Below are 21,816 nucleotides of genomic sequence, written 5' to 3' on the forward strand. Positions count from 1 at the left end.
CAAAATTTATTATTGCATTTTTAAAATCTTCTAACGTATAATGTACAAAACTAAAAAATACCACTAAAAAAAAAGAGGGGGATTATAAAATGGAAGGACAAGAAAAGGAAAATCCCGGAGGTCTCCAACGTTCGTTGAAGGCGCGCCATATGAATATGATTGCTATAGGCGGTGCTATCGGTACAGGTTTGTTTGTTGCCGGTGGTGAAACTGTAAGTACTGCCGGTCCGGGTGGTGCTTTGGTCGCTTATGCTCTTATAGGTGTCATGGTTTATTTTTTGATGACAAGTTTGGGAGAAATGGCTGCTTATTTGCCGATCAGCGGTTCATTTGAGGAGTATGCCAATCGTTATATAGATAAGTCTCTCGGATTTGCTCTCGGTTGGAATTACTGGTTTAACTGGGCAATTACATTAGCTGCGGAACTCGTTGCCGGCGCATTGATTATGAAGTATTGGTTCCCCGATACTCCCGCCGCTTTCTGGAGTGCTTTGTTTTTGGTAATTCTTTTTGTTTTGAATTTCCTTTCTACGAAAATGTTCGGTGAAAGTGAATTCGTTTTCTCAAGTATTAAGGTTATTACCGTTTTGGTATTCCTTTTCGCAGGTATTTGCCTGATTTTGGGTTTAGGTCCCGATCCCAGCCCCGGTTTTGCAAACTGGACTGTCGGTGAAGCTCCGTTTGTAGGCGGTTTTGCTTCCATGTTGAGTATTTTCATGGTTGCAGGTTTCTCTTTCCAGGGTACTGAAATGATCGGTATCGCTGCAGGTGAAAGTGAGGATCCCGAAAAGAATATTCCTCATGCCGTCAAGTCTATTTTCTGGCGTATTTTGTTGTTCTACTTCGGTGCATTTATCGTTATCGGTTTCTTGATTCCTTATACCGATCCGAATTTGCTCAATACCGATGTTGCCAACATTTCAATAAGCCCGTTTACTTTGGTTTTCGATCGTTTCGGTCTTCCTGCCGCAGCTTCTTTGATGAATGCCGTTATTTTGACAGCGGTTCTTTCGGCAGGTAATTCAGGTCTTTACGTTTCCACACGTATGCTTTACTCGATGGCGGAATCCGGTCAGGCTCCGAAATTCTTCTTGAAACTCAACAAGCGCGGTGTTCCGACTCGTGCTTTGATTGCAACTTCAATTTTCGGTTTGGTTGCATTCCTCACTTCGTTCATCGGTGAAGGTAAGACTTATGACTGGCTCGTTAATTTGAGCGGTTTGGCAGGATTTATTACTTGGATAGGTATCGCAATTTGTCATTACCGTTTCCGTCGTGCATATGTAAAGCAGGGCAGAAGTTTGGATGATTTACCTTATCGTGCTAAATGGTTCCCGTTCGGACCTCTTCTCGCATTGATTATGTGTATTATCGTTACTGCAGGCCAGAACTATACAGCATTCTTGGGACCGGAAATCGATTGGTACGGTGTATCCGTTGCTTATACAGGTATTCCGATATTCCTTTTGATTTACATTATTCACAAGATTAAGTACAAGACTCACCTTGTACCTCTTGAAAAGGTAAATCTTTCACGTGATACTTCTCATCATGATGAAGAATAATTGAATTTTAAAGGTTCGTAGAAATACGAGCCTTTTTGCTTGTAATTTTTTCCGTTTTCCGAAATTTTAAATACAAGTACTTGAATTTTAAATGGAGTTTGACAGCCGACATCTAAAGTCTTATTATCAAACTCCATTTTGTTATGCACTAAATTATTTTATTCCAAGTTTTTCAGTATTATTTACGTTTATTATTTATTTCTTATTCATAAGAATATCTTATAAATTTTTGTGTTTTTAAAAATTTTCATTCATATTCAGGTCATATTCATTTTCAGCGATTTTTATGGCGATATTTATTTCTTTGAAATCGACATATTTTTAATGATTTGAGATTGTCATGCAAGTGTTATGGCAATCATAAATGTACCGCTTTTCAGGTCGATGTATTTTTACCGTCAACAGAGTTCATTTAACGTTTTACGCTGAAAAGCAATTTAAAAGCGATATGTTTCCATATCGCCATTGGTGCGAGCGAAGGGACTCGAACCCCCATGCACAAGGCGTCGGATCCTAAATCCGGTGCGTCTACCAATTCCGCCACGCTCGCAAGTACTTTTTTATTATATCAGCTTATTGCCTTCGGTCAAGCTACATTTTATTAAGTTCGTCCAATGTAAGAAGGAAGCTTCCGGCAAAGTGTTCCATGAACCAATCCACTTCTTTAAGTTTCAGATTTTCAAGCTTTTTCTTTGTTGTACGGTATGCCTCTTCAAATTCCGTATTTCCGGCTTGTTTTTCTTCGGCGCATTTCAAAAATGCACTGAGTACGTCCGCAGCTTTTGCAAGCGGCCATAGCGGGTCTTTTTCCATGTCTGCGACATAGGGTCTGTATGTTTCTTGAAGTTCTTCGGGAAGTGTGGACAGCAATCTCTGTCTTGCCGCATCTTCGATTTGTGCGTATTTTTCATGAAGTTCTTCGGTGAAATATTTTACGGGTGTCGGCATATCTCCGGTGAATACTTCCCCTGCGTCATGATAAAGTGCAAGCATGCCGCAATGTTCGGCATCACATGGTTCGTTGAATACTTTTTCACGTATTACCGCAAGTCCGTGTGCAATCATTACCGTTTGCAATGTGTGTTCGGCATCGTTTTCGGGGAATGAGTTTCTCATAAGTCCCCATCTTCTGATGTATTTCATCCTTGCTACGTATGCAAAAAATGCGTTCATTTAGTCCTCCGATTTACAATTCCAAAAATGCGCTACCGGCCCGTTTCCATGTCCGACAGAATTGTTTACTGCGTTTTTTATGGCATTTGTAATATATTTTTTCGCTTTTCTTACACTGTCTTCAAGCGTGTATCCTTTTGCAAGGTATACAGCAAGTGCAGATGACAGTGTGCATCCCGTTCCATGAGTGTTTTTCGTTTCGTACTTTACACCTTTATATTCTATAAATCTTTCTCCGTTGTAGAGTAAATCCGTTGCATCATTTATGAGATGTCCGCCTTTTATGAGTACGGCATTGCATTTATAATTCATTATTTTTTTTGCGGCAATTTTCATGTCTTCAAGTGTTTTTATTTCCATGTCCGCCAATACTTCCGCCTCTTGAATGTTCGGTGTAATCAGTGTGGATATGGGAAATAATTTTTCTTTGTAAACTTTTATCGCCGCTTCTTCCATAAGTCTTGCACCGGTTGTTGCAACCATTACCGGATCGACTACGAGCGGTGATTTGTTTCTCTTTTTCAAAAATTCCGTTACGGCTTGTGTTATTTCAGGCGTTGAAAGCATTCCGGTTTTTACTCCGTCCGGTTCGATGTCGTCATATACGGCTTCGAGTTGTGAGATTACGGTTTTTACATTAATGTTTTGTACATCGGTTACACCTTGTGTATTTTGTGCGGTTATGGAACAAATGCAGCTCATCCCGTATGTACCCAATGCCGAGAATGTTTTCAAATCGGCTTGTATTCCGGCTCCGCCCGATGAGTCGGATCCTGCTATTGTAAGTAATTTTTTCATAATTTACCTTCTTTACTATATTCGAGGTGTTATATATGCCACCAAAATTCCTTTATTTTTCTCTTTATTATAGTCGATAACAAGACATGATGCAGTACATACAGGTATGTATGCACCTGTCAATTCTTTAAGATACGATTGAATAAAAGGGTGATGACTTACGAATATATTTATACAATCCTCTTCCAAAAACGGTTTTACAAGAGTCCAGTCCTCTTGCAGCAACTCTTTTTCTTCTTCTATGTGAGAATTACTTTTTTGTGCAATAATTTTTGCGGTTTGTTTTGTACGTGTAAAAGGTGATGAATGTATATTCAACTTTTTACTTTGTAAATATTTAAAGAGTATTTCAGATGTCTTTTCAACTTCTTTTATGCCTTTTTCAGTAAGTTTTCTGTCTTTGTTTTTTATAAAAGCGGTTTCCTTTTCCGCTTCACCGTGCCTTATCAAAAGTATCCGCATTTTTACTCCTTATTCGTTATTTCTTCACTCAATTCCTGTCCTTCTATAATATCTTTTGTTGTTTGTCCGTCCGAGTACTTTATTTTCAGATTTTTCCCTTTAGTTGTAAAAACTTTGTCTGCCGATGCTCCGCTTGCAAGAATTTTTTCTATGACTACATGCCCGTCTTTTATACGTATTTGTGCAGTAACTTCATTTTTCTTCTTCGTTACGGAATCTTCGCCTTTCTTTTCTTTTACTTGTACTTTTTCGGAGAGTTCGACAATTGAATACTTTTTCAAATCGTCTTTTGTTACATACATTCTGTCGACCGGAAATTTGAAGTTTACCGTTCCTTTGTCTATGTAATTTACTCTTGCAATGAAATAGTCCCCTGTGGCCGGTTCACTTGACTGTGCATGATCAAGTCTCATCAATCCGTCTCTGTCGGTATAAACCGATACATATATTTCTTCGCCTTCTTTCAAATTTTTATCGCCTTCCAATTTTGTCTGAAAGAGGGGTATGTATACGAGTATATAATTTCTGTTGTAAAAATCTCCGGAGAAGTTTATTGTCGCCGGTACTTTGAATACCTTTCCTTCCGCCATTGTCGTATTGTATGAATGTTTCATCCAACCTAAAAATATAAATTCGGCTATTACAATAATAAATATCGCAAGAAGTGTCGCTTTCTTATTCATGGCTTACCTCCTTGTTTTCGATATTTCCTTTTGAAATATGCTCGTCATCTTTGTCCGCAATAACTTTTTTGTGTTTTCTTTTTCTTTTAACTGTCGCAATTTTTATAAATATCGCACATATAACTGCAGCTGCAATTCCTATAATGATAAAGAATATTCCTCTGTCTACCATACTGAATGACGAATCTATTATACGTACTGCGGATATTGCAAGTATAATGCAAAATCCTATCCATCTTTTCAATATATTTCCGCTTTTCCAACCTTTCCACAAAAGTGCAAATGCCAAAACCATACTGTATACGGATATACAAATTACGGATAAACTTCCGTTTTGTACAAAATTTGCACATACTGCGGATATGAACATGCAAAACGGTGTAAATCCCGCAAGAAATGCCATGCCTTCTCTATAAATAAACATACGAAATACCAAAAAAGCGTCTATGCACAAAAACAGTACATACAGTATCCAAAGTATCCAATTTCCGGAAACATTTTGCCATACATTACCGAATCCGCTTTGCAAAAGTACCGCAAATACGGAAATCGCACCGAGTATTTTAAATGATTGCGATACATAGTTTTGCTTGTGAAGTATTCCGCCGGTCATCCAAGTGAGTGTGGATGCAAGCGACAGAAACATTACTTGCCAGAACAAATTGTTTACAGATTTGAATATCAAAAACAATATGCAAAGTGTCCAAACCCAAGCAAATGCAATTACAGATTTATGCCTTTTTTCAATCAAAAGTTTTACCATGAAAGGCAAGTACAAAATAAGATAAAACCATGCAAGAAGTTCCGTCCATGTCGAATATACCGACAATGCCGCTCCTGTAACTGCACTTATTGCCGATACAATTGCCGCTCCTGCAGAAGATGTCACATATGAAAGCAAAAGCAGAAAAGTGGCGGCGGCGGAATAAATAAAGTAATAATCATCATTCATTTTAAAAGAATCCATTACAAGAAACGCACAGGCGACAAGCGACAATGCGTGAAAAGTGTAAACGAACTCTTTTATTTCACTTGCTATACGATGACGGAAATTCCGCTTTCGTGAAGAAACCGCCACAACTTCATCGTCTTCTTCGGAAACTTCAACATCGTTTGCCGATTGTGAAGGCTCATCTTCAACAGGTATTTTTTTATCGAAAATTACAACTGCAATCATCATAATCGCCGATATTACCGGTAACAACATCGAAGCTTGAAAACGTTGATCTTGAGTAAGTGCGGTCCAATACCCCGACAATATAAATCCGATACCAAAAATCACACAAATAAAAGCAAGAAAACCGAATGCTTCCCCTTGCCATTGTCTATATTCTTTTTTGTAGCGCGATAAAATTATATCTCCCGTATCCTTATTTATTATTTTTTCATCAATCCATTTACTTACTTCCTTACCTAGCCAACGCCTATGATTCATGAAAACCTCCGATATAAAAAAGGGAACCGAAAAAATCGATCCCCTTAAATTCTTACTTCACTACAAATACAGGTATTTTCGAGCGACTCAACAAGTAACCGGACACCGATCCCATAAGTAAACCTTTTATCTGTCCCAATCCTCGACTTCCCATAACGATAAGATCACATTCGTATTCTTCGGAAAGTTCAAGAATGACCGGTCCGGGTGAACCTACTTCAAGAAGCATTTCATGTTCTATGTCGTCAGGCACGATTTCATCGGCCTCTCTCAAATGTTTCTTACTCAAAGATTCCATATCCTCCGACATCTTTGTCGCAAGACTTCCTTCCTTTATGGAAGTTTGATCGAAACTTGTCATAGCGGCAGCAAGATTACAAACCGATGCTATATATATTTTGCAATCCTCGGAGCATTTTGCAAGCTGAACAGCCGCTCTCAGTGCTTTCTTTGCATTTTCGGTTCCGTCATAAGGAACGATAATATTCTTATATTCCAACATACTTTATTCCGCCTTTCTCTTATGCCCCTTTTTCCGTACTCCTACGTAAAATATCACCTATATTTTACCATGTACGCCATGTAAATTAAAGTTTAACTCATTTTACATATTTTGCAAGTACTTTTTACAAAATCACACCGAACTTTTTTTATACGGTGCATTCAAAGGTGCAGCATTCATACTTGAAATTTCCGTTCTCAAAATTCGTACAAGTTTAGGAAATACAAGAACGAGTACAACGCTATTCATTACATAGTTAAATAAAATAATAGGTACTCTTGCATATAATTGCATAATAAAAGTATTTCCGGTAACCTGAGAAACCCATAATGTATTTAAAAATACACTCGTCAAAAGAGAATTTACAAATACCGCAATAAGAATATTTTTCTTCGTTATATCTTTTCTGTAAAAAAAATAACTGTAAACGAGTGCGGTTACTATTCTTGTAATCACGAAGGGAAAGTAAAATCCGCCGGCGGAAGAAAAAAAAGCATTTCCGATAAAATCTTCAACAATTACACTTATAATGGAAATTACCGGTCCGAATATCGCACATGTCAACGCACTTACTATAAATGTAACTCCGGTTTTCATCGTTATAAAGTGAATGGAAAGAAATTTCGATGAGATAATACTCATCACAATAAATACGGAAATCAAACTCAATACTTTAGCATTTTTCAAGTCGTTCAATATAACACCCTCTTTTCAAAAATAATTATACTATTGTACATTGTACCATTTGATTTATTACTTTTCTTACACATCCGTAAAAATTTACAAAATAAAAAAACGGCAGGTTTCCCCACCGTTTTAAATCGATTAGAATGCGTAGTTGAATTCAAGTCCCCAAGTGTTGTCTGCTTTAACTCCAGCTTCTTTTTTGTTGAATTCCAACGCAGCTTTCAATGTTACATCTTCATATACGGTAGCCTTTGCTTCCGCTTTCCACATGGATAAATCTTCTGAAATTCCCAAATTTTCAAAAATTTCATTCGAATCTTTATCGTAGTACTTAAGTTTTGCTTCCCAGCTTCCTACCGTATCATTTACATTACCGTATTTTACACCGATAACCTTGACAGTCGGATCTTTAGGAGCATCAACTTTTACAATATCACCGAATACTGAAACGTTTTCGGCAACATCGGCATTAGCGTTAATTCCGTATGCATTTACCTTGTTTTCGCCAAGTGAACGTACAAAGAATCCTCCAACCTTCACTTGATTATTTACATCGAATGAACCCTTCAAGTATCCTACGTTATCCGCATCTTTTACATCAGTGAATACATTGAAATTTTCAAACAAACGATTTTTACCGCAACCTGCTTCTACTGCATATTGGTCTTTTGCGTAAGATACAACAACACCGTCAAAGCTGTTGTCGAAAACGTCTTTATCGCTTCCCAATGTAACACCTGTACGTCCGAGGTCCAATTTCAAACCTTCAACCTGAGCCGGTGAATAAACAACGTGTAAACGATCCAAAGCTACATGTTTAACGTTATTATCCACATTGAACAAATTACTGAAAGCAACACGTCCGCTTACTGTCACTTCATCTGTCAAATCTGCATCAGCCTGCAAACGTACACGTGCAGCTATAGGATCATCATGGTTTTTTACATTCAAATACTTCACATTTACATCTCCGGAAAATTTTACATTGCCGTTCACGTTTGCAGCGTATCCGGATACGCCTGCTGTAAGAGCAACTACCGCTGCCATTGCGAGAATCTTTTTCATAAGAATTCCTCCTCAAAAAATATAAAACAGTAAAAACGTTAAAATATTTTTTGCTTAAGAGTTTCCGTGTTTCCTCTAAACAAAACAATATTTATAATATTATATTAACATTTATAAACTGTATTTTTCAACTTGTTCTTATTATTTTATAAATATTTTATTTAATACCATGCTTACTTTTATTTTAGGCATTTAAAAAGGACCGCTTTTGCAGTCCTTAATTTTATTTTATAATGTAAACTTGCGCTTTGGAGTGGCTTACAAGATAGCTTGATACCGATCCCATGAGTATTCCTTCTATCGGTCCCAATCCTCTTGAACCCATTACTATAAGATCGCAATTATGTTTCTCAGCCAACATTAGAAGTTCCGGTCTTGGTTCGCCTTCCAGGAAAATCGTTTCTTTTTTTACCGTTTCAGGAACTTTTGCTGCTGCTTTTTCCAATTCATCTTTTGCGATTTGTCTTAACTCTTCTACGCTTTTTTCTTCACTGTGTTTCAAAGCTTTTGCTTTTGAAAATATCGTTGCGATATACATTTTACATTCTTTTGAACATTGTGCAAGGTCGATTGCGTGTTCCAACGCTTTGCGGGCATGATCGGATCCGTCATACGGAACTAATATATTTTTGTAATTTAACATTTGAATTCCGCCTTCCATAATCATTTTTTCGACTTGTTGTCGTTTAATTAATTATATCACCATTATTTTTTATATTAAAGGCAATAAAATTATAGCATTTTTTTATACCTTAATATTCATTTTTTATTTTCTTTTTATTTACAAAAAAGGAACCGCTTTTGCGATTCCCTTTCGTTATTTTACTATGCATACCGGTACTTTTGCATGACTTACCAAGTAGCTTGATACCGATCCCATAAATATTCCTTTTATAGGTCCCAATCCTCTTGATCCCATAACTATTAAATCGCAGTTGTATTTTTCTGCAATTTCCAAGAGTACTTGTGTCGGTGATCCTATTTCATAAATCATATTTGCCGGAAGGTCTTGCGGTATTAATTTTTCAGCTTCTTTCAATGCTTCTCTTGCTTCCATTTCGGAGTCTTCGGCAAGTTCCGCAGTAAGTTTACCTTCGGAGATTGATGCTTGGTCCGATTTACGTACCGCTGCCACCATGTTGCATACAGATGCTACGTGAAGTGTGCAGTCTTCGGAGTTTTGAGCCATGTCTACCGCTTGTTTCAATGCTTCTCTCGCATGGTCGGAACCGTCATAAGGAACCAATATATTTTTGTACTTTAACATACTTGTCGCCTTCTTCCTTTATTTTTGCCTTTATCAAGAATTTTTCATTATTCTTCATATACATTATAGCACTTAATTGATTTTTGCTTTATTGAATTTTTTTATTATTTGATTTATTCGACAGCACTGTTTTTGGATAATTCAAGCTTGATTATTTCTTTTTTCTTTTTCTGCAATAAAACGGATGTATTTATTTCCATTTGGTGCGGCATCAGAAATCTTGTGTATTCCGGCCATAACGATTTCATTTGTGATTTTGAATATTCAATTGTTTCTTCAAATGAAGGTTGTTTACAGATTTTCCCGTTTATAATAATCGGTTTGAGCATATCTTCCACGATGTAGCTGTCTTTTTTGAGTGTTTTCGTACGCCAGTTTGCAGATTCGGTGGTGAATGTAAATTCTTCACCTTTCGGCATCGGTTCACTTTCAAGGCACATGAGGTCGGTTATGATTTTACCGTTTTTCTTTTTGTAAAAACGTCTTACACTTTTTACTCCGGGATTTGTCATTTTCGCAACATCATTTGAAATTTTCATTACCGATTCAAATCCGTTTCCGGTTTCTTTTTCGCACATTTTGAAGACTCCGCCCAATGCACTTGTCCCGTCTGCGGTTATTACTTTCGTACCTACGCCCCAAGATGTGACCGTGCAACCTTGTGCTTTTAAGAGTTCTATGCTGTATTCATCAAGGTCGTTGGATGCGGAAATGATTGCATCTTCAAATCCTTCTTTGTCGAATATTTCTCTTGCTTTTTTCGACAGATATGCCAAATCTCCGCTGTCTATACGTATTCCGTATTTTTTTGGAAGTCTGTTTTCAGCTCGAAGTTCTTTGAATACTTTTACCGCATTCGGTATTCCTCCGGAAAGTACGTTGTAGGTATCTACAAGCAATATAATATTTTCATCGTATTGTCTTGCATATTCACGGAACGCTTCAAGTTCGGTATCAAAACTCATTACCCAACTGTGTGCCATAGTACCCATGACCGGAAGTCCGAAAAGTTTTCCGGCTTCGACATGTGATGTACCGTTGAATCCTCCGATGACTGCGGCACGTGTCCCCCACAGAGATGCAGAGTGCCCTTGTGCACGTCTAAGTCCGAATTCCATGAGCATGTCGTTTTTTGCGGCGATGCGCATGCGTCTTGCTTTTGTTGCAATCAGACTTTCGTGGTTCATTATCATTGAAAGTCCGGTTTCCAAGAGCATCGCCTCGGTTATCGTTCCGTGAAATCTAAGTAAAGTTTCTTTCGGAAATGCAATTGTACCTTCTTTCATTGCATAAATGCTTCCTTTGAATTCGAAGTTTTCAAGATAGTCCAAAAACTCCGGATAAAATTTATTCAGACTTCGCAAGTATTCTATATCTTCTTTAGAGTATCTGAATTCTTTTATAAATTTGATTAAATGTGAAATACCGGCAACTACAGTGTATGCTCCGTCAAACGGATTTTTTCTGTAAAATCTGTCGAATACAACTTTCTTTTCGTGTTCGTTTCGTTTGAAAAGTGCATTTGCCATTGTCAATTGGTACAAGTCGGTTACAAGTCCTTTACAGTTCATAAAAACTCCTCCTTGTGAAACAAAGGAGAATCTTTCGATTTCTCCTTATTTTGCATCTTCTCTGTTTTTCAATATTTTCACCGGCACATCCAAGTGTGTAAGTACGTCTATTGCAAGATCTCTCGTATCTTTTGTCGTATGTACTACACATGTCGAGCGTTGAGTGTTTATCGTTGTCAAAACGCCCAAGTATTCGTATCCTTCCAATATTCTGTTTACATAGTTCACGTCCGACGGGCGTACTTCTATGTATAAATAATTATCTTCCATTTGCTTTTCTCCTCATAATCGTATACGGTTCAAGTTTACGATAAGCTTCCATTGTAAGTTCTTCCAAAGGATGAGGTGCTTTTTCCACTTGTTCTCCGTCCTTGTTTGTGAGTTTTCCTATTTCCAAAGGAAATACTTCTCCGCTCGGACTTAAGCATTCTACGATTTCTCCGACTTTGAAATGATTTCTCTGTTGTACTTGTGCGGTTTTCGTATTTTCATCATATGTTTTAATCATGCCGATAAAATCATACGGTTGTACCGGTTGTGATTTTTCGTATTCCTGAGCTTTTTCGTCCGCTTGGGCAAATGCAAAACCTGTCGTGTACGGACGGTGTGAAATTTTTTCGAGTTCTTCTTTCCATTCCGGTCTGAATTTGTAATTTTCTTTTTCACGATAGTATGCATCGATTGCTTTTCGATATGTAGCTATGACTGCCGCTACATAGTATACGCTTTTCATTCGTCCTTCGATTTTCAAGCTTGATACTCCGGCTTCTGCAAGTTCCGGTATATGCTCGATAAGACATAAGTCTTTACTGTTGAAAATATATGTACCGTGTTCGTCTTCTTCTATCGGAAAATATTGTCCCGGACGTGATTCTTCCATTACGGAATACTTGAATCTGCATGCCTGTATACATTCTCCTCGGTTGGATTGTCTTTTACCGTGTGTGAAAAAATTCGACAAAAGACAACGTCCCGACCATGATATGCACATTGCGCCGTGGCCGAATACTTCAAGTTCGACATCTACTTTTTTACGTATATCCGCCATTTCCGAAACGGACACTTCACGTGCAAGCACTATGCGCTCGGCACCCATATCTTTCCACATTTTTGCCGCTCGCCAATTTGCGGTGCTTGCTTGAGTACTGATATGTACCGGCAAATTCGGTGTCACTTCACGACATACGGAAAATATTCCCAAATCCGAAACGATTACCGCATCGACTTTTATTTCATAAAGATACTTGAGATAGTCGTCAAGCCCTTCCAATTCATCTTCACGTGGAATTATATTTACCGTTATATATACTTTTTTACCTCGCTCGTGTGCGTAATCTACGGCTTCCTTCAATTGTTCTTTTGAAAAGTTTCCGCCATATGCACGCAAACCGAACTGTTTTCCCGCCAAAAATACGGCATCCGCACCGAAGCGAAATGCCATTTTCATTTTTTCCATATTACCGGCAGGTGCCAACAACTCCATTTTTTCCATTATTTGTTTCGAAATGATATAGCCATTCCGTCTCCTTCTTCATAAATTACAGTAGAATACTCACGATTTACATATTCCAAGTATTCTCTCAGTCTCACAACTATGGTGCGATACCGATGCGGAGGATATTCCACGCTTTTTACAAGTCCTTTGAAAAGTACATTGTCGGCAACGATTACAGCTTTTTCGGAAAGTATTTTTTCAATTTTCTTCAAATGATTCAGATATTGCCCCTTCGGTCCGTCCAAGTAAACAAAATCGTAATTTGCCGAAAGTTCGGATATTACCTTGTCCGCATCACCTGAAATACAATTTATACGTTCCGTCATATTTGCATCTTCGATTGCTTTTTTTGCACGTTCAAATCTTTTCGTATCTTTTTCTACGGTATCTATAATTGCATCATCGTTTGCCGTGGCCATAAGCAATGCGGAAAATCCGATTGCCGTACCTATTTCCAAAATTCTTTTCGGTTTGTTTTCATAAACTGTTTTAAAAAGTAATTGACGTTCGGATTCACGAATTATCGGTATATTGTAAGTTTCAGCCTCAAATTCAAGCTCTTTCATTACTTTTGAAACAAATTTATCCATTACCCCTCCGTATAAATTTTTTCTATTTGTGCCTGATGTTCCTCATACGTTTTCGAGAATACATGATGTCCGTCCTTTGTGGCGACATAGTAAAGGTATTCTCCCGCTTTTGCATCAAGTACGGCATTTATCGCATCTATACCGGGACTTGCAATAGGTCCGGGAGGAAGTCCTACTCTCATGTATGTATTGTAGGGTGATGCAACTTTCGTATCTTCAACCGACAATTCTTTTTTGTTCCAATCGAGAACATACTGAACTGTCGCATCTATTTGCAACGGCATATTTTTTTCGAGCCTTGCCAAAATTACGGAAGCAATCATTTTTTGATCTTCTTTGAAAAGCGCTTCCTTTTCCACCATAGATGCAAGAGTCATGAGTTTGTGCAAAGACATATTCTTTGCCTTTGCACGTTTACGTATATTTTCATCAAGCATTTTGTCCGTACTTTTATACATCAAATCGCAAATCTGCTTGGAAGTGTACTCTTTGGGTATATCATACGTATCCGCTTTCAAAAATCCTTCCGCTTTTATCTTCGCACTTTCAGGTCCGTACATATAACTCAAAGACCCGTAGTCGGATGCTACATCTATGAAGTCGTCCGTATTCGTAAATCCGGATTTTTTCAGAATTTCCGCAATTTGGTAAACATTCGACCCTTCAGGAATTGTAATCGTAATAAACGCATGTCTGCCCTTGTGCAACTCGGAAATTGTTTCACGTATAGTCAAACCTTGATGCAATTTATAAAAACCGCTCTGCAAAGTACCGTCTTCATGTGTAACGAAAACCGCCACACGAAACAAAAATGCACTTCTTACGATACCGTTATCTTCGAGTATTTTTGAAATCTGTCTTCCGGTGGCATGTGCCGGTATTTCCAACATTACTTCTTTATTTCCGCTTCTTTTATCGAAAGCGTAAAAATAAAAAAAAGCGAATGCAACAAGACATATGAAAAAAACTGCCGCCATGACAATATATTTTCTTTTTGTTTGCATATCGCAAGATTTTTTTAGAAATAAAAATTTATCCAAAATAATCCTCACTTAAACCGAAACACATTTAATATTCTCAATTATACCACAATCAGTGTTTTGTTTAAAAAAATAAGCTAAAATATTATGAAGGAGGAAAAAATGAATTTAAAAACAGGATTGAATGCAACTTCAACTTTTAAAATCAAATCGACGGAAACCGCAAAATTTATAAAAAGCGGTTCTCTTCCGGTACTTGCAACTCCCGTACTTTGCGCATACATTGAAGAAACTTGCGTAAAAGCATCGGAAAATCATCTACCGAAAGGTTTTACAACGGTAGGTTTTCAAATCAAACTTGATCACATCGCACCAAGTGCCGTAAATTCCGAGATAAGTGTTGTCGCAAAACTTATTCATGTCGACGGGAAAAAATTGGAATTTGAAGCAATTGCAAAAGAAAAAACAAAAACAATAGGACATGCGAAGCATTTACGAATGATTGTAAATGAAGAAAAATTTATAAGCAAATTGAGTAACAAATAATCACACTTTTATTCAAATATCTCCGCCGTCATCTTGCAATACTCCCGAACAGTCGAAAAGAGGTATAAATTGTTTGCTTGATGATTCTTTTTGCTGCACGTACCCGTCTTCTATGCCGAGTTCTTCCATGTATTCTTGAGCTTGTTCGTACTCTTCGTCCGTAATTTTTCTGTTTATTTCAGGAAATTCGCTTGCTCTGCCGTACGGTGTGTATTGTCGCATCAGACTGAAAAGTATTTGTCCTTTATCGAATGTTTCGGCTATATATTCCAATACACCTTTTGTATTTTCCCATTGAGAAGGAAGCATGAGATGACGTACAAGTACACCTTTTTTCAAAAGTCCGTCACTTCCCATTTCATAAGGACCGGTCTGCCGATACATTTGCTCTATGGCGGCAGTCGCTTTATTGAAATAATCCGGCGCACGACTATACTTTCTTGCAGCTTCTTCATCCGAGTACTTCAAATCCGGAAGCCATATTTGAATTTTCTTTCTCAAAAACGCAACCGCACTTCGACTTTCATAACCGCCGCAATTGTATACAACCGGAACCGGCAATTCTTCATTCAGACTTTGATATATTGCATGTGTGAAATGTGTAGGCGTAACAAGATCTATATTATGAGCACCTCGTGCGATAAGTTCATGGTAAATCTCTCTCAAACGCTCAACGGATATTTCCTTGCCCTTACGCAATTCGGATATTTCATAATTCTGACAATATACGCAAGATAAATTGCAACCGGCAAAAAATACCGTTCCTGCACCCTTCGTACCGCTTATACAAGGCTCTTCCCAATGATGAAGCGCCGCACGTGAAACTACCGGCAGGTATCCCAAACGGCAATATCCTACTTGACCTTTATCATTTATTGAATTTTTACGAAAAACTTTGCACGCTCTGGGACAAACATTACAAATTCCCATTTTTCCGCCCTTTCACATTTATTTATAGAAATATTCTATCACTACGCATTTTTTATTACAAAATTTCCAAAAAATATTGCACGAAATTTGATAAGAGTTTATAATGTTCACGTACAATTTTATATTTGGTTGCGAAAGGAGCTTCTTATGGAAAAAAGGGCCGGTTTTTTGGATCGACTGTTTCATTTGACGGAGCATGGTACCGACATAAAGACTGAAATCATCGCCGGTATTACAACATTTATGACAATGGCATATATTTTAATTGTCAATCCGTCTATTTTAAGTGCCGCAGGCATGGATAAAGGTGCAGTTTTGACTGCAACCGCATTGGCAGGATTTATAGGCACGATATTGATGGCTGGTTTCGCAAACTACCCGTTTGCATTGGCACCCGGTATGGGACTCAATGCTTTTTTTGCGTTTACGGTTTGCAAACAGATGGGCTACTCTTGGGAAATGGCTCTTGCTGCGGTATTTGTAGAAGGTCTTATCTTCATAGTGCTTTCTCTTACAAATATTCGTGAAGCGATATTCAATGCCATACCGTTCAACTTGAAACAAGCTGTTTCGGCAGGTATAGGACTTTTCATTGCATTCATCGGAATGGGAACTGCAAATATTATAGTTGCAAATCCTGCAACGAAAATATCTTTGTTTTCATTCAAAGGTGCATTGACTGCAGGAACATTTGCATCTACGGGTACACCGGTTGTAATTGCTATATTCGGTATACTTTTCACTTCAATTCTGCTTGCAAAAAATGTAAAAGGAAATATTCTCTGGGGCGTTCTTGCCACTTGGATTTTAGGCATGATTTGTGAGGCAACGGGACTTTATGTACCCAATCCGGAATTGGGAGCATTCTCGACATTCCCGCATTTACCTAACGGAATTGCATCGCTTTGGCCGGCAAGTATTTCTCCGATATTTTTCAAACTTGATTTTTCACAGATACTTACATTCAACTTCATTGTAGTATTGTTTTCATTCCTCTTTGTCGACATATTCGACACACTGGGTACATTGGTAGGTGTTTCCACAAAAGCAAACATGCTTGATGAAAACGGAAAACTTCCGAATATCAAAGGAGCATTGCTGGCGGACGCCGTAGCGACATCTATCGGTGCAGTATTGGGTACAAGTACTACAACGACTTTCGTAGAAAGTGCTGCAGGTGTATCTGAAGGCGGACGTACGGGACTTACCGCGGTAACGGTAGCTGTACTGTTCATAATTTCGCTTTTCTTATCTCCGATATTCATGGCAATACCGGGATTTGCAACGGCTCCGGCACTTGTAGTAGTAGGATTCCTCATGTTCACTTCAGTTGCAAAACTTGATTTGAGTGATATAACCGAAGCGGTTCCATGCTACTTGGCAATACTTGCAATGCCGTTCTTCTACAGCATATCCGAAGGAATTTCATTCGGCGTAATTTCCTACGTACTTATCAATCTTTTCTGCGGAAAGACGAATAAAATAAGTATATTGATGTACATATTGGCGATAATATTTATAGCAAAATATATGCTTCTTTAAAAAATAAAAGTCATGAACTTATACCTTTTTCGGTAACTTTGAGAAAATAAATAAGCTCATGGCTTTTTTACTTTGAATTTTGAATGATAAAACTTCATTCTCTTTCACAAAATAAATATTTCTGAAAATATTTGCACAAACAAATTCATCAAACATAAAGTCATGATTTTACTCATGGCTTTTTATGTTTTTACACCGCTTGCAATAAAATTTCTTCAATCATTTCATCATGCTTCTTACGGATATATATTTCAATAACATTTAAACGTATTTTTTTACACATAATAAAAAAGGATATGAATATTCATATCCTTTTATTGTTGCTTTACTTTTTATTCGGTTTGTGCGTTTATTATTTGCCATACGAGGTCGCCGGCTTCGTAGAGGTCTTTTTCTTTCAGGCTTTCTTTGTTTGTATGGAAGTCCGTCATTCCTACTCCTACGAGAAGTGTTTCAAATCCGTGTGTTACGAAGAGATTGGAGTCGGATCCTCCGTTGCTTTGTCTTATGTCGAGTTTGTAGCCTCCGTTTTTGCATGCTTTTGCAAAGAGTTTCATCGCTTCATGGTCTTCTTTTATGTTGAATGCTTCGTATTCTTTATTTTTCTTTATTGTAAGTTTTGCGTCTTTATATTTTGCTGTTGCATTTTTGAATGCGTTGTCGATTTTTTCTACCGTTTTTTCAAGTTTTTCGTTGTTTCTGCTTCTCGCTTCGCAGTGTACGATGCAGGTTTCCGGTACGATGTTTGTTGCAAGTCCGCCTTCTATCGTTCCGATGTTGCATGTTGTTTCGTCATCTATTTTTCCCGTGGGTGAGTTTGCAATTGCAATTCCGGCGATTTGTATTGCATTTATTCCTTTTTCCGGTTCCATTCCGGCATGTGCGGCACGTCCCGTTATCGTGTATTCCATTGTGTATTGTGACGGGCCGGCATTGTATACCGTTCCGGCTTCTCCGTCTCCGTCAAATGTGTATCCGTAGTCCACGTCACCGGCAAGTGTCGCATCAAAGTATCTTGAACCCATGAGTCCGATTTCTTCTTGTATTGTAAATATTACGGTTAATTTTCCGTGCGGCGTTTTCTTTTCTTTCATTTGGTAGAGGCCTTCGAGTATCGCCGTAACTCCGGCTTTGTCATCACTTCCCAATACCGTTGTTCCGTCCGAACGAAATACTCCGTCTTTCAGTATCGGTTTTATGTTTTTACATTTTTCAACGCAGTCCATGTGTCCCGTAATTGCAATTGACGGAAGTCCTTCTTGTGTTTCCGGAAATATCGCTATGAGGTTTCCGCTGTTTCCGCCCGTTTTTTCTCCGGCGCTGTCTTCTACTATGATTGATGCGCCGAGGTCTTTGAGTTTACATTTCAAGTAATCGCATACTTCTCTTTCTTTTTTGCTTGCGGCATATATGCTTACGAGTTCACAAAATGTTTCCTTCATTCTTGCTTTGTTTACCATTCTTCTTCTCCTCTTTTTCTTTTCTCTTTATTTCACGTATTTTTTCTTCGAGATGTATCGCTCTTTGTATTGCGTTTTTTCCGAATTTTTTACGTATTTCGTCTACTGCTTTTGCAGCTTTTTCCTTTTTTTCTCTTTTATCGTCAAATAACGACTTCATGTGCATTTGCGGTGTGAGGTTCGATGCATATACTCCCAAAAGCCGTATTTTTTCGGTGATTTTTATTCGGCTCATCAACAGTTTGCAAATTTTGTATATTTCGTCCGTAAGGTTCAGTCCTTCTTCTTGCGACATGGATCTCGTGATTGTTTTGAAAGATTCAAATCTTACTCTCAAAGTTATCGTTCGTGCGGACATTTTTTTCTCTCTGAGTCTTTGCGCAACTATGTCGCAGTGTATAATAAGTTTTCTTTCGATATCTTCTTTTTCAAAAATATCGTATGCATATGTCGTTTCATCTCCGATTGACTTCGGTGCCTGTTCCGCCGTTACTTCACGATTGTCGACTCCTTGTGCAAGCAGGTACAAATTTTTTCCGATATTTCCCGTTTTTTTACAAAATCTGTCATAGTTTTCTTTTTGTATATCTCCGATTGTTTTATATCCTTGTTTCAAAAGAGTTTTCTCGGTGACCCTGCCCACTCCCCACAATGCACGTACGGGTAGAGGTGCTATCGTTTCTTTTTCTTTTCCGTACGGTATTATCGTAAGTCCGTCCGGCTTGTTCATATCCGATGCAATTTTTGCAAGAAATTTATTCGGTGCTATTCCTACCGATGCGGTAAGGTGCAATTTTTCTTTTATTTCATTCCTTATCGCATCTCCTATGGCGTTCAGTGTAGGATATTGCTTATTCATTCCGGATATATCCATGAATGCTTCGTCCATCGAAAGCGGTTCTATTTCTGCTGCATAATTATACATTATTTTATGTATTTCTTCAGACACTTTCCTATATACATCCATTCGGGGTTTTACGTATATACCGTCCGGACAGAGTTTCAACGCTTCAGCTATCGGCATTGCCGAATGCACTCCGAATTTGCGTGCTTCATATGATGCGGTCGCAACTACAGATCTTGAAGTTTTACCTCCGACAATTACGGGTTTTCCTTTCCATTCCGGATTATCTCGCTGTTCAACGGAAGCGAAAAAAGCATCCATATCGACATGCATTATCCAACGACGCATTTTACCTCCTTTTTTTTATATATTAGCATAAGGAGCGTATTTTTATAAACAAAGTGTGCAAATTTATAATTAAACAATAATCTCATATTAATCTTTCGCAATTGATAAGCAACAAAAAAAGACGGAATAAAACCGTCCTTTTTTCATCAAGCATTATGAATTTTGTAAATCTTCATTTCGGTTTGAAAAATAAACAAAATTACACTTATAACGAATCGAATGCTCAAGTCGAATTCAACTTCGATCAGTCAATTCACATATTATTATTCACATTGTTCGTCTTCTTTGCAATACTTTATTTGCTTGCAAATACATTTATCTTTCAGTTTGTACAGTTCCGGAATGAAGTCCATAACTTTTCCGAATGTTTCGTCATTTATGGAATACTTTGTCCATAAACCTTCTCTTCTGGAGTTTACAACTTTTGCTTCAATCAGAATTTTCATGTGATAGCTCAGGGTAGATTGCGACAGTGTAAAATTACTCAAAATATCACATGCCGACATCTCTTTGCACGAGAGCATGTCTACAATACACAAACGTGTTTCATCAGATAATGCTTTGAATATATTTGCATATTCTTTATAGCTTGGCTCAAAATTCATTGTCTTTTCCTCTATCGTGATACTGCTTTCCAATTAAAAAATTTTATAACTTCACAATAGATAATAGCTTAAATACTCAAACATGTCAATATAGTCTATACGTTTCATGCCATTGTCATACATCATTAAGTTGATAATTTTATTTTCTCATGTTCCGCTTTCCAGTATCTGGGAATAAATATATCTCTATATAAATCTATTGCATAATAGTCCGTAAGTCCGGATACGAAGTCAAGTGCGGCACGTTTGTCGTCTTCTGCAATTTTTCTGTATTTTTCCGGTATGTCTTTCGGATTTTTTATGAAATATCCGTACAATTCTTTTACTACGTGGTAGCCTCTTCTGCGTTCCGGCATAAGAACCGGTGCCAAATATACGTTGTCGAACATGAATTTTCTGAATATCAGCAAGGTTTCATCGCCTTTTTCGGACATATGTATTTCATTTTTGTCTATTGAATTTTCGACAAGTTCGCTTACCATTGATGTGATGATTTGAGAGTGTCTTGTGCCGAAACGCTTTTTTACCTCTTCCGGTAAATCTTGAGGTGTCAGCATCTTGCTTGCCTGTGCATCGTCATAGTCGTGGCAAAGGTAGGCGATACGATCGGCGTATTTCACTATTTTACCTTCAAGAGTTTTTGCAAGTACTTCTCCGGTATGATGCAAAATTCCGTCCAATACTGCATCCGTCAAGTTAAGTCCTTTTCCGTCTTTTTCGATTTTGCTTACAAGTCTTACACTTTGCTCATTGTGCTTGAAATGTCCGCATGCATCGGCAAGTGCAAATTCACCTATATGTCCGAACGGTGTATGTCCCAAGTCGTGTCCGTAGGCAACCGCTTCCGCAAGGTCTTCGTTCAGCGACAATGCACGTGCTACCGTACGTGCTATTTGTGCCACTTCCAATGTATGTGTCATGCGTGTGCGATAATAATCGCCCTTCGGCGCCATGTATACTTGCGTTTTGTGTTTCAATCTTCGAAATGCACTGCTGTGCAATATGCGATCCCGATCACGCTGAAACTTTGTACGCAAAGGACATTCCTGCTCGATATGCTTACGATGTGCATTGACAGAAAGCATAGCATACTTGCTCAAAGTTCGTCTTTCTCGTTCTTCGGTACGTTCTCGTATCATTGTTACTCCTTTACATTTATTTGAAATATTTTTGAAATAAATACATTTTTATTTGCAAACGGGTCTTAATTTTATATAGAAAAATTCTTTTGAATATATATTTACTTTAACATATATTTTTATTTGCAT

General features: G+C 37.9%; 23 protein-coding genes and 1 tRNA gene. 3 read left to right on the top strand and 21 right to left on the bottom strand.

The window, feature by feature from the left end; all coding sequences use genetic code 11:
• Positions 1-89 precede the first annotated feature (89 nt).
• Positions 90-1,565 (top strand): amino acid permease, encoded by a 1,476-nt coding sequence (locus P6922_RS03880; protein ID WP_276874488.1) that lies wholly within the window; start codon positions 90-92, stop codon positions 1,563-1,565.
• A gap of 466 nt (positions 1,566-2,031) precedes the next feature.
• Here P6922_RS03880 and P6922_RS03885 read toward each other — a convergent pair.
• The 16 genes from P6922_RS03885 to mltG all read right to left on the bottom strand — a co-directional run bounded on the left by P6922_RS03885 (position 2,032) and on the right by mltG (position 14,333).
• A tRNA-Leu gene (locus P6922_RS03885) sits at positions 2,032-2,115 on the bottom strand.
• Positions 2,116-2,156: 41 nt separating this feature from the next.
• The gene (yfbR, locus tag P6922_RS03890) at positions 2,157-2,738 is read right to left on the bottom strand and encodes a 5'-deoxynucleotidase (RefSeq protein WP_007556125.1); all 582 of its coding nucleotides are present in this window, start codon (positions 2,736-2,738) and stop codon (positions 2,157-2,159) included.
• Positions 2,739-3,536, bottom strand: coding sequence for a bifunctional hydroxymethylpyrimidine kinase/phosphomethylpyrimidine kinase (gene thiD / locus P6922_RS03895; RefSeq protein ID WP_276874491.1), 798 nt, complete (start codon positions 3,534-3,536; stop codon positions 2,739-2,741). It lies immediately after the preceding gene.
• A gap of 15 nt (positions 3,537-3,551) precedes the next feature.
• Complete coding sequence (locus P6922_RS03900) at positions 3,552-3,998, bottom strand: SixA phosphatase family protein (RefSeq protein ID WP_276874494.1); 447 nt, start codon at positions 3,996-3,998, stop codon at positions 3,552-3,554.
• 2 nt (positions 3,999-4,000) lie between these two features.
• A complete protein-coding gene (locus P6922_RS03905; RefSeq protein WP_007554913.1) occupies positions 4,001-4,681 on the bottom strand; it encodes a hypothetical protein in 681 nt (226 codons plus the stop codon).
• Positions 4,674-6,116 (bottom strand): DUF2157 domain-containing protein, encoded by a 1,443-nt coding sequence (locus tag P6922_RS03910; protein ID WP_276874496.1) that lies wholly within the window; start codon positions 6,114-6,116, stop codon positions 4,674-4,676. Before P6922_RS03910 ends, P6922_RS03905 begins: the two co-directional genes overlap by 8 nt.
• Positions 6,117-6,168: 52 nt before the next feature.
• Entirely contained in the window at positions 6,169-6,618 is a 450-nt protein-coding gene (locus tag P6922_RS03915; protein WP_007554895.1) for a universal stress protein, read from the bottom strand.
• 132 nt (positions 6,619-6,750) lie between these two features.
• Entirely contained in the window at positions 6,751-7,314 is a 564-nt protein-coding gene (locus P6922_RS03920) for a folate family ECF transporter S component (protein ID WP_276874498.1), read from the bottom strand.
• A gap of 129 nt (positions 7,315-7,443) precedes the next feature.
• Entirely contained in the window at positions 7,444-8,370 is a 927-nt protein-coding gene (locus tag P6922_RS03925) for a hypothetical protein (RefSeq protein WP_276874500.1), read from the bottom strand.
• 223 nt (positions 8,371-8,593) lie between these two features.
• Positions 8,594-9,013 (bottom strand): universal stress protein, encoded by a 420-nt coding sequence (locus P6922_RS03930; protein ID WP_276874502.1) that lies wholly within the window; start codon positions 9,011-9,013, stop codon positions 8,594-8,596.
• A 174-nt stretch (positions 9,014-9,187) separates the two neighbouring features.
• A complete protein-coding gene (locus P6922_RS03935) occupies positions 9,188-9,637 on the bottom strand; it encodes a universal stress protein (protein ID WP_007554782.1) in 450 nt (149 codons plus the stop codon).
• A gap of 113 nt (positions 9,638-9,750) precedes the next feature.
• On the bottom strand, positions 9,751-11,208 hold the full coding sequence (locus P6922_RS03940) for a nicotinate phosphoribosyltransferase (protein ID WP_007556115.1): 1,458 nt from the start codon (positions 11,206-11,208) through the stop codon (positions 9,751-9,753).
• A 45-nt stretch (positions 11,209-11,253) separates the two neighbouring features.
• On the bottom strand, positions 11,254-11,478 hold the full coding sequence (locus P6922_RS03945; RefSeq protein ID WP_276874506.1) for a DUF4911 domain-containing protein: 225 nt from the start codon (positions 11,476-11,478) through the stop codon (positions 11,254-11,256).
• The gene (locus tag P6922_RS03950; RefSeq protein WP_007554907.1) at positions 11,468-12,700 is read right to left on the bottom strand and encodes a peptidase U32 family protein; all 1,233 of its coding nucleotides are present in this window, start codon (positions 12,698-12,700) and stop codon (positions 11,468-11,470) included. The genes P6922_RS03945 and P6922_RS03950 overlap by 11 nt, the downstream gene beginning before the upstream one ends.
• On the bottom strand, positions 12,700-13,293 hold the full coding sequence (locus P6922_RS03955; protein WP_276874507.1) for an O-methyltransferase: 594 nt from the start codon (positions 13,291-13,293) through the stop codon (positions 12,700-12,702). Before P6922_RS03955 ends, P6922_RS03950 begins: the two co-directional genes overlap by 1 nt.
• Entirely contained in the window at positions 13,293-14,333 is a 1,041-nt protein-coding gene (gene mltG, locus P6922_RS03960; RefSeq protein ID WP_276874509.1) for an endolytic transglycosylase MltG, read from the bottom strand. The genes P6922_RS03955 and mltG overlap by 1 nt, the downstream gene beginning before the upstream one ends.
• A 102-nt stretch (positions 14,334-14,435) precedes the next feature.
• Here mltG and P6922_RS03965 point away from each other — a divergent pair, with 102 nt between their 5' ends.
• Positions 14,436-14,819, top strand: a complete 384-nt coding sequence (locus tag P6922_RS03965; protein ID WP_276874511.1) for a thioesterase family protein — start codon at positions 14,436-14,438, stop codon at positions 14,817-14,819.
• Positions 14,820-14,831: 12 nt separating this feature from the next.
• Here the strand turns inward: P6922_RS03965 and P6922_RS03970 are convergent, their stop codons facing one another.
• A complete protein-coding gene (locus P6922_RS03970) occupies positions 14,832-15,749 on the bottom strand; it encodes a radical SAM protein (RefSeq protein WP_007554821.1) in 918 nt (305 codons plus the stop codon).
• Positions 15,750-15,896: 147 nt separating this feature from the next.
• Here P6922_RS03970 and P6922_RS03975 point away from each other — a divergent pair, with 147 nt between their 5' ends.
• The gene (locus tag P6922_RS03975; protein WP_276874514.1) at positions 15,897-17,291 is read left to right on the top strand and encodes an NCS2 family permease; all 1,395 of its coding nucleotides are present in this window, start codon (positions 15,897-15,899) and stop codon (positions 17,289-17,291) included.
• Positions 17,292-17,623: 332 nt separating this feature from the next.
• Here the strand turns inward: P6922_RS03975 and P6922_RS03980 are convergent, their stop codons facing one another.
• The 4 genes from P6922_RS03980 to P6922_RS03995 all read right to left on the bottom strand — a co-directional run bounded on the left by P6922_RS03980 (position 17,624) and on the right by P6922_RS03995 (position 21,687).
• Complete coding sequence (locus tag P6922_RS03980) at positions 17,624-18,751, bottom strand: M20/M25/M40 family metallo-hydrolase (protein WP_276874515.1); 1,128 nt, start codon at positions 18,749-18,751, stop codon at positions 17,624-17,626.
• Positions 18,714-19,943, bottom strand: coding sequence for a DNA polymerase IV (dinB, locus tag P6922_RS03985; protein WP_276874517.1), 1,230 nt, complete (start codon positions 19,941-19,943; stop codon positions 18,714-18,716). Before dinB ends, P6922_RS03980 begins: the two co-directional genes overlap by 38 nt.
• 263 nt (positions 19,944-20,206) lie before the next feature.
• Positions 20,207-20,548: an ArsR/SmtB family transcription factor gene (locus tag P6922_RS03990; protein WP_007554829.1), complete on the bottom strand. Its 342-nt coding sequence runs from the start codon at positions 20,546-20,548 to the stop codon at positions 20,207-20,209.
• 125 nt (positions 20,549-20,673) lie between these two features.
• A complete protein-coding gene (locus tag P6922_RS03995; protein WP_276874520.1) occupies positions 20,674-21,687 on the bottom strand; it encodes a deoxyguanosinetriphosphate triphosphohydrolase in 1,014 nt (337 codons plus the stop codon).
• Positions 21,688-21,816 lie beyond the last annotated feature (129 nt).

It is taken from the genome of Dialister micraerophilus (assembly GCF_947090205.1).
Taxonomy (GTDB): Bacteria; Bacillota; Negativicutes; order Veillonellales; family Dialisteraceae; genus Dialister; species Dialister micraerophilus.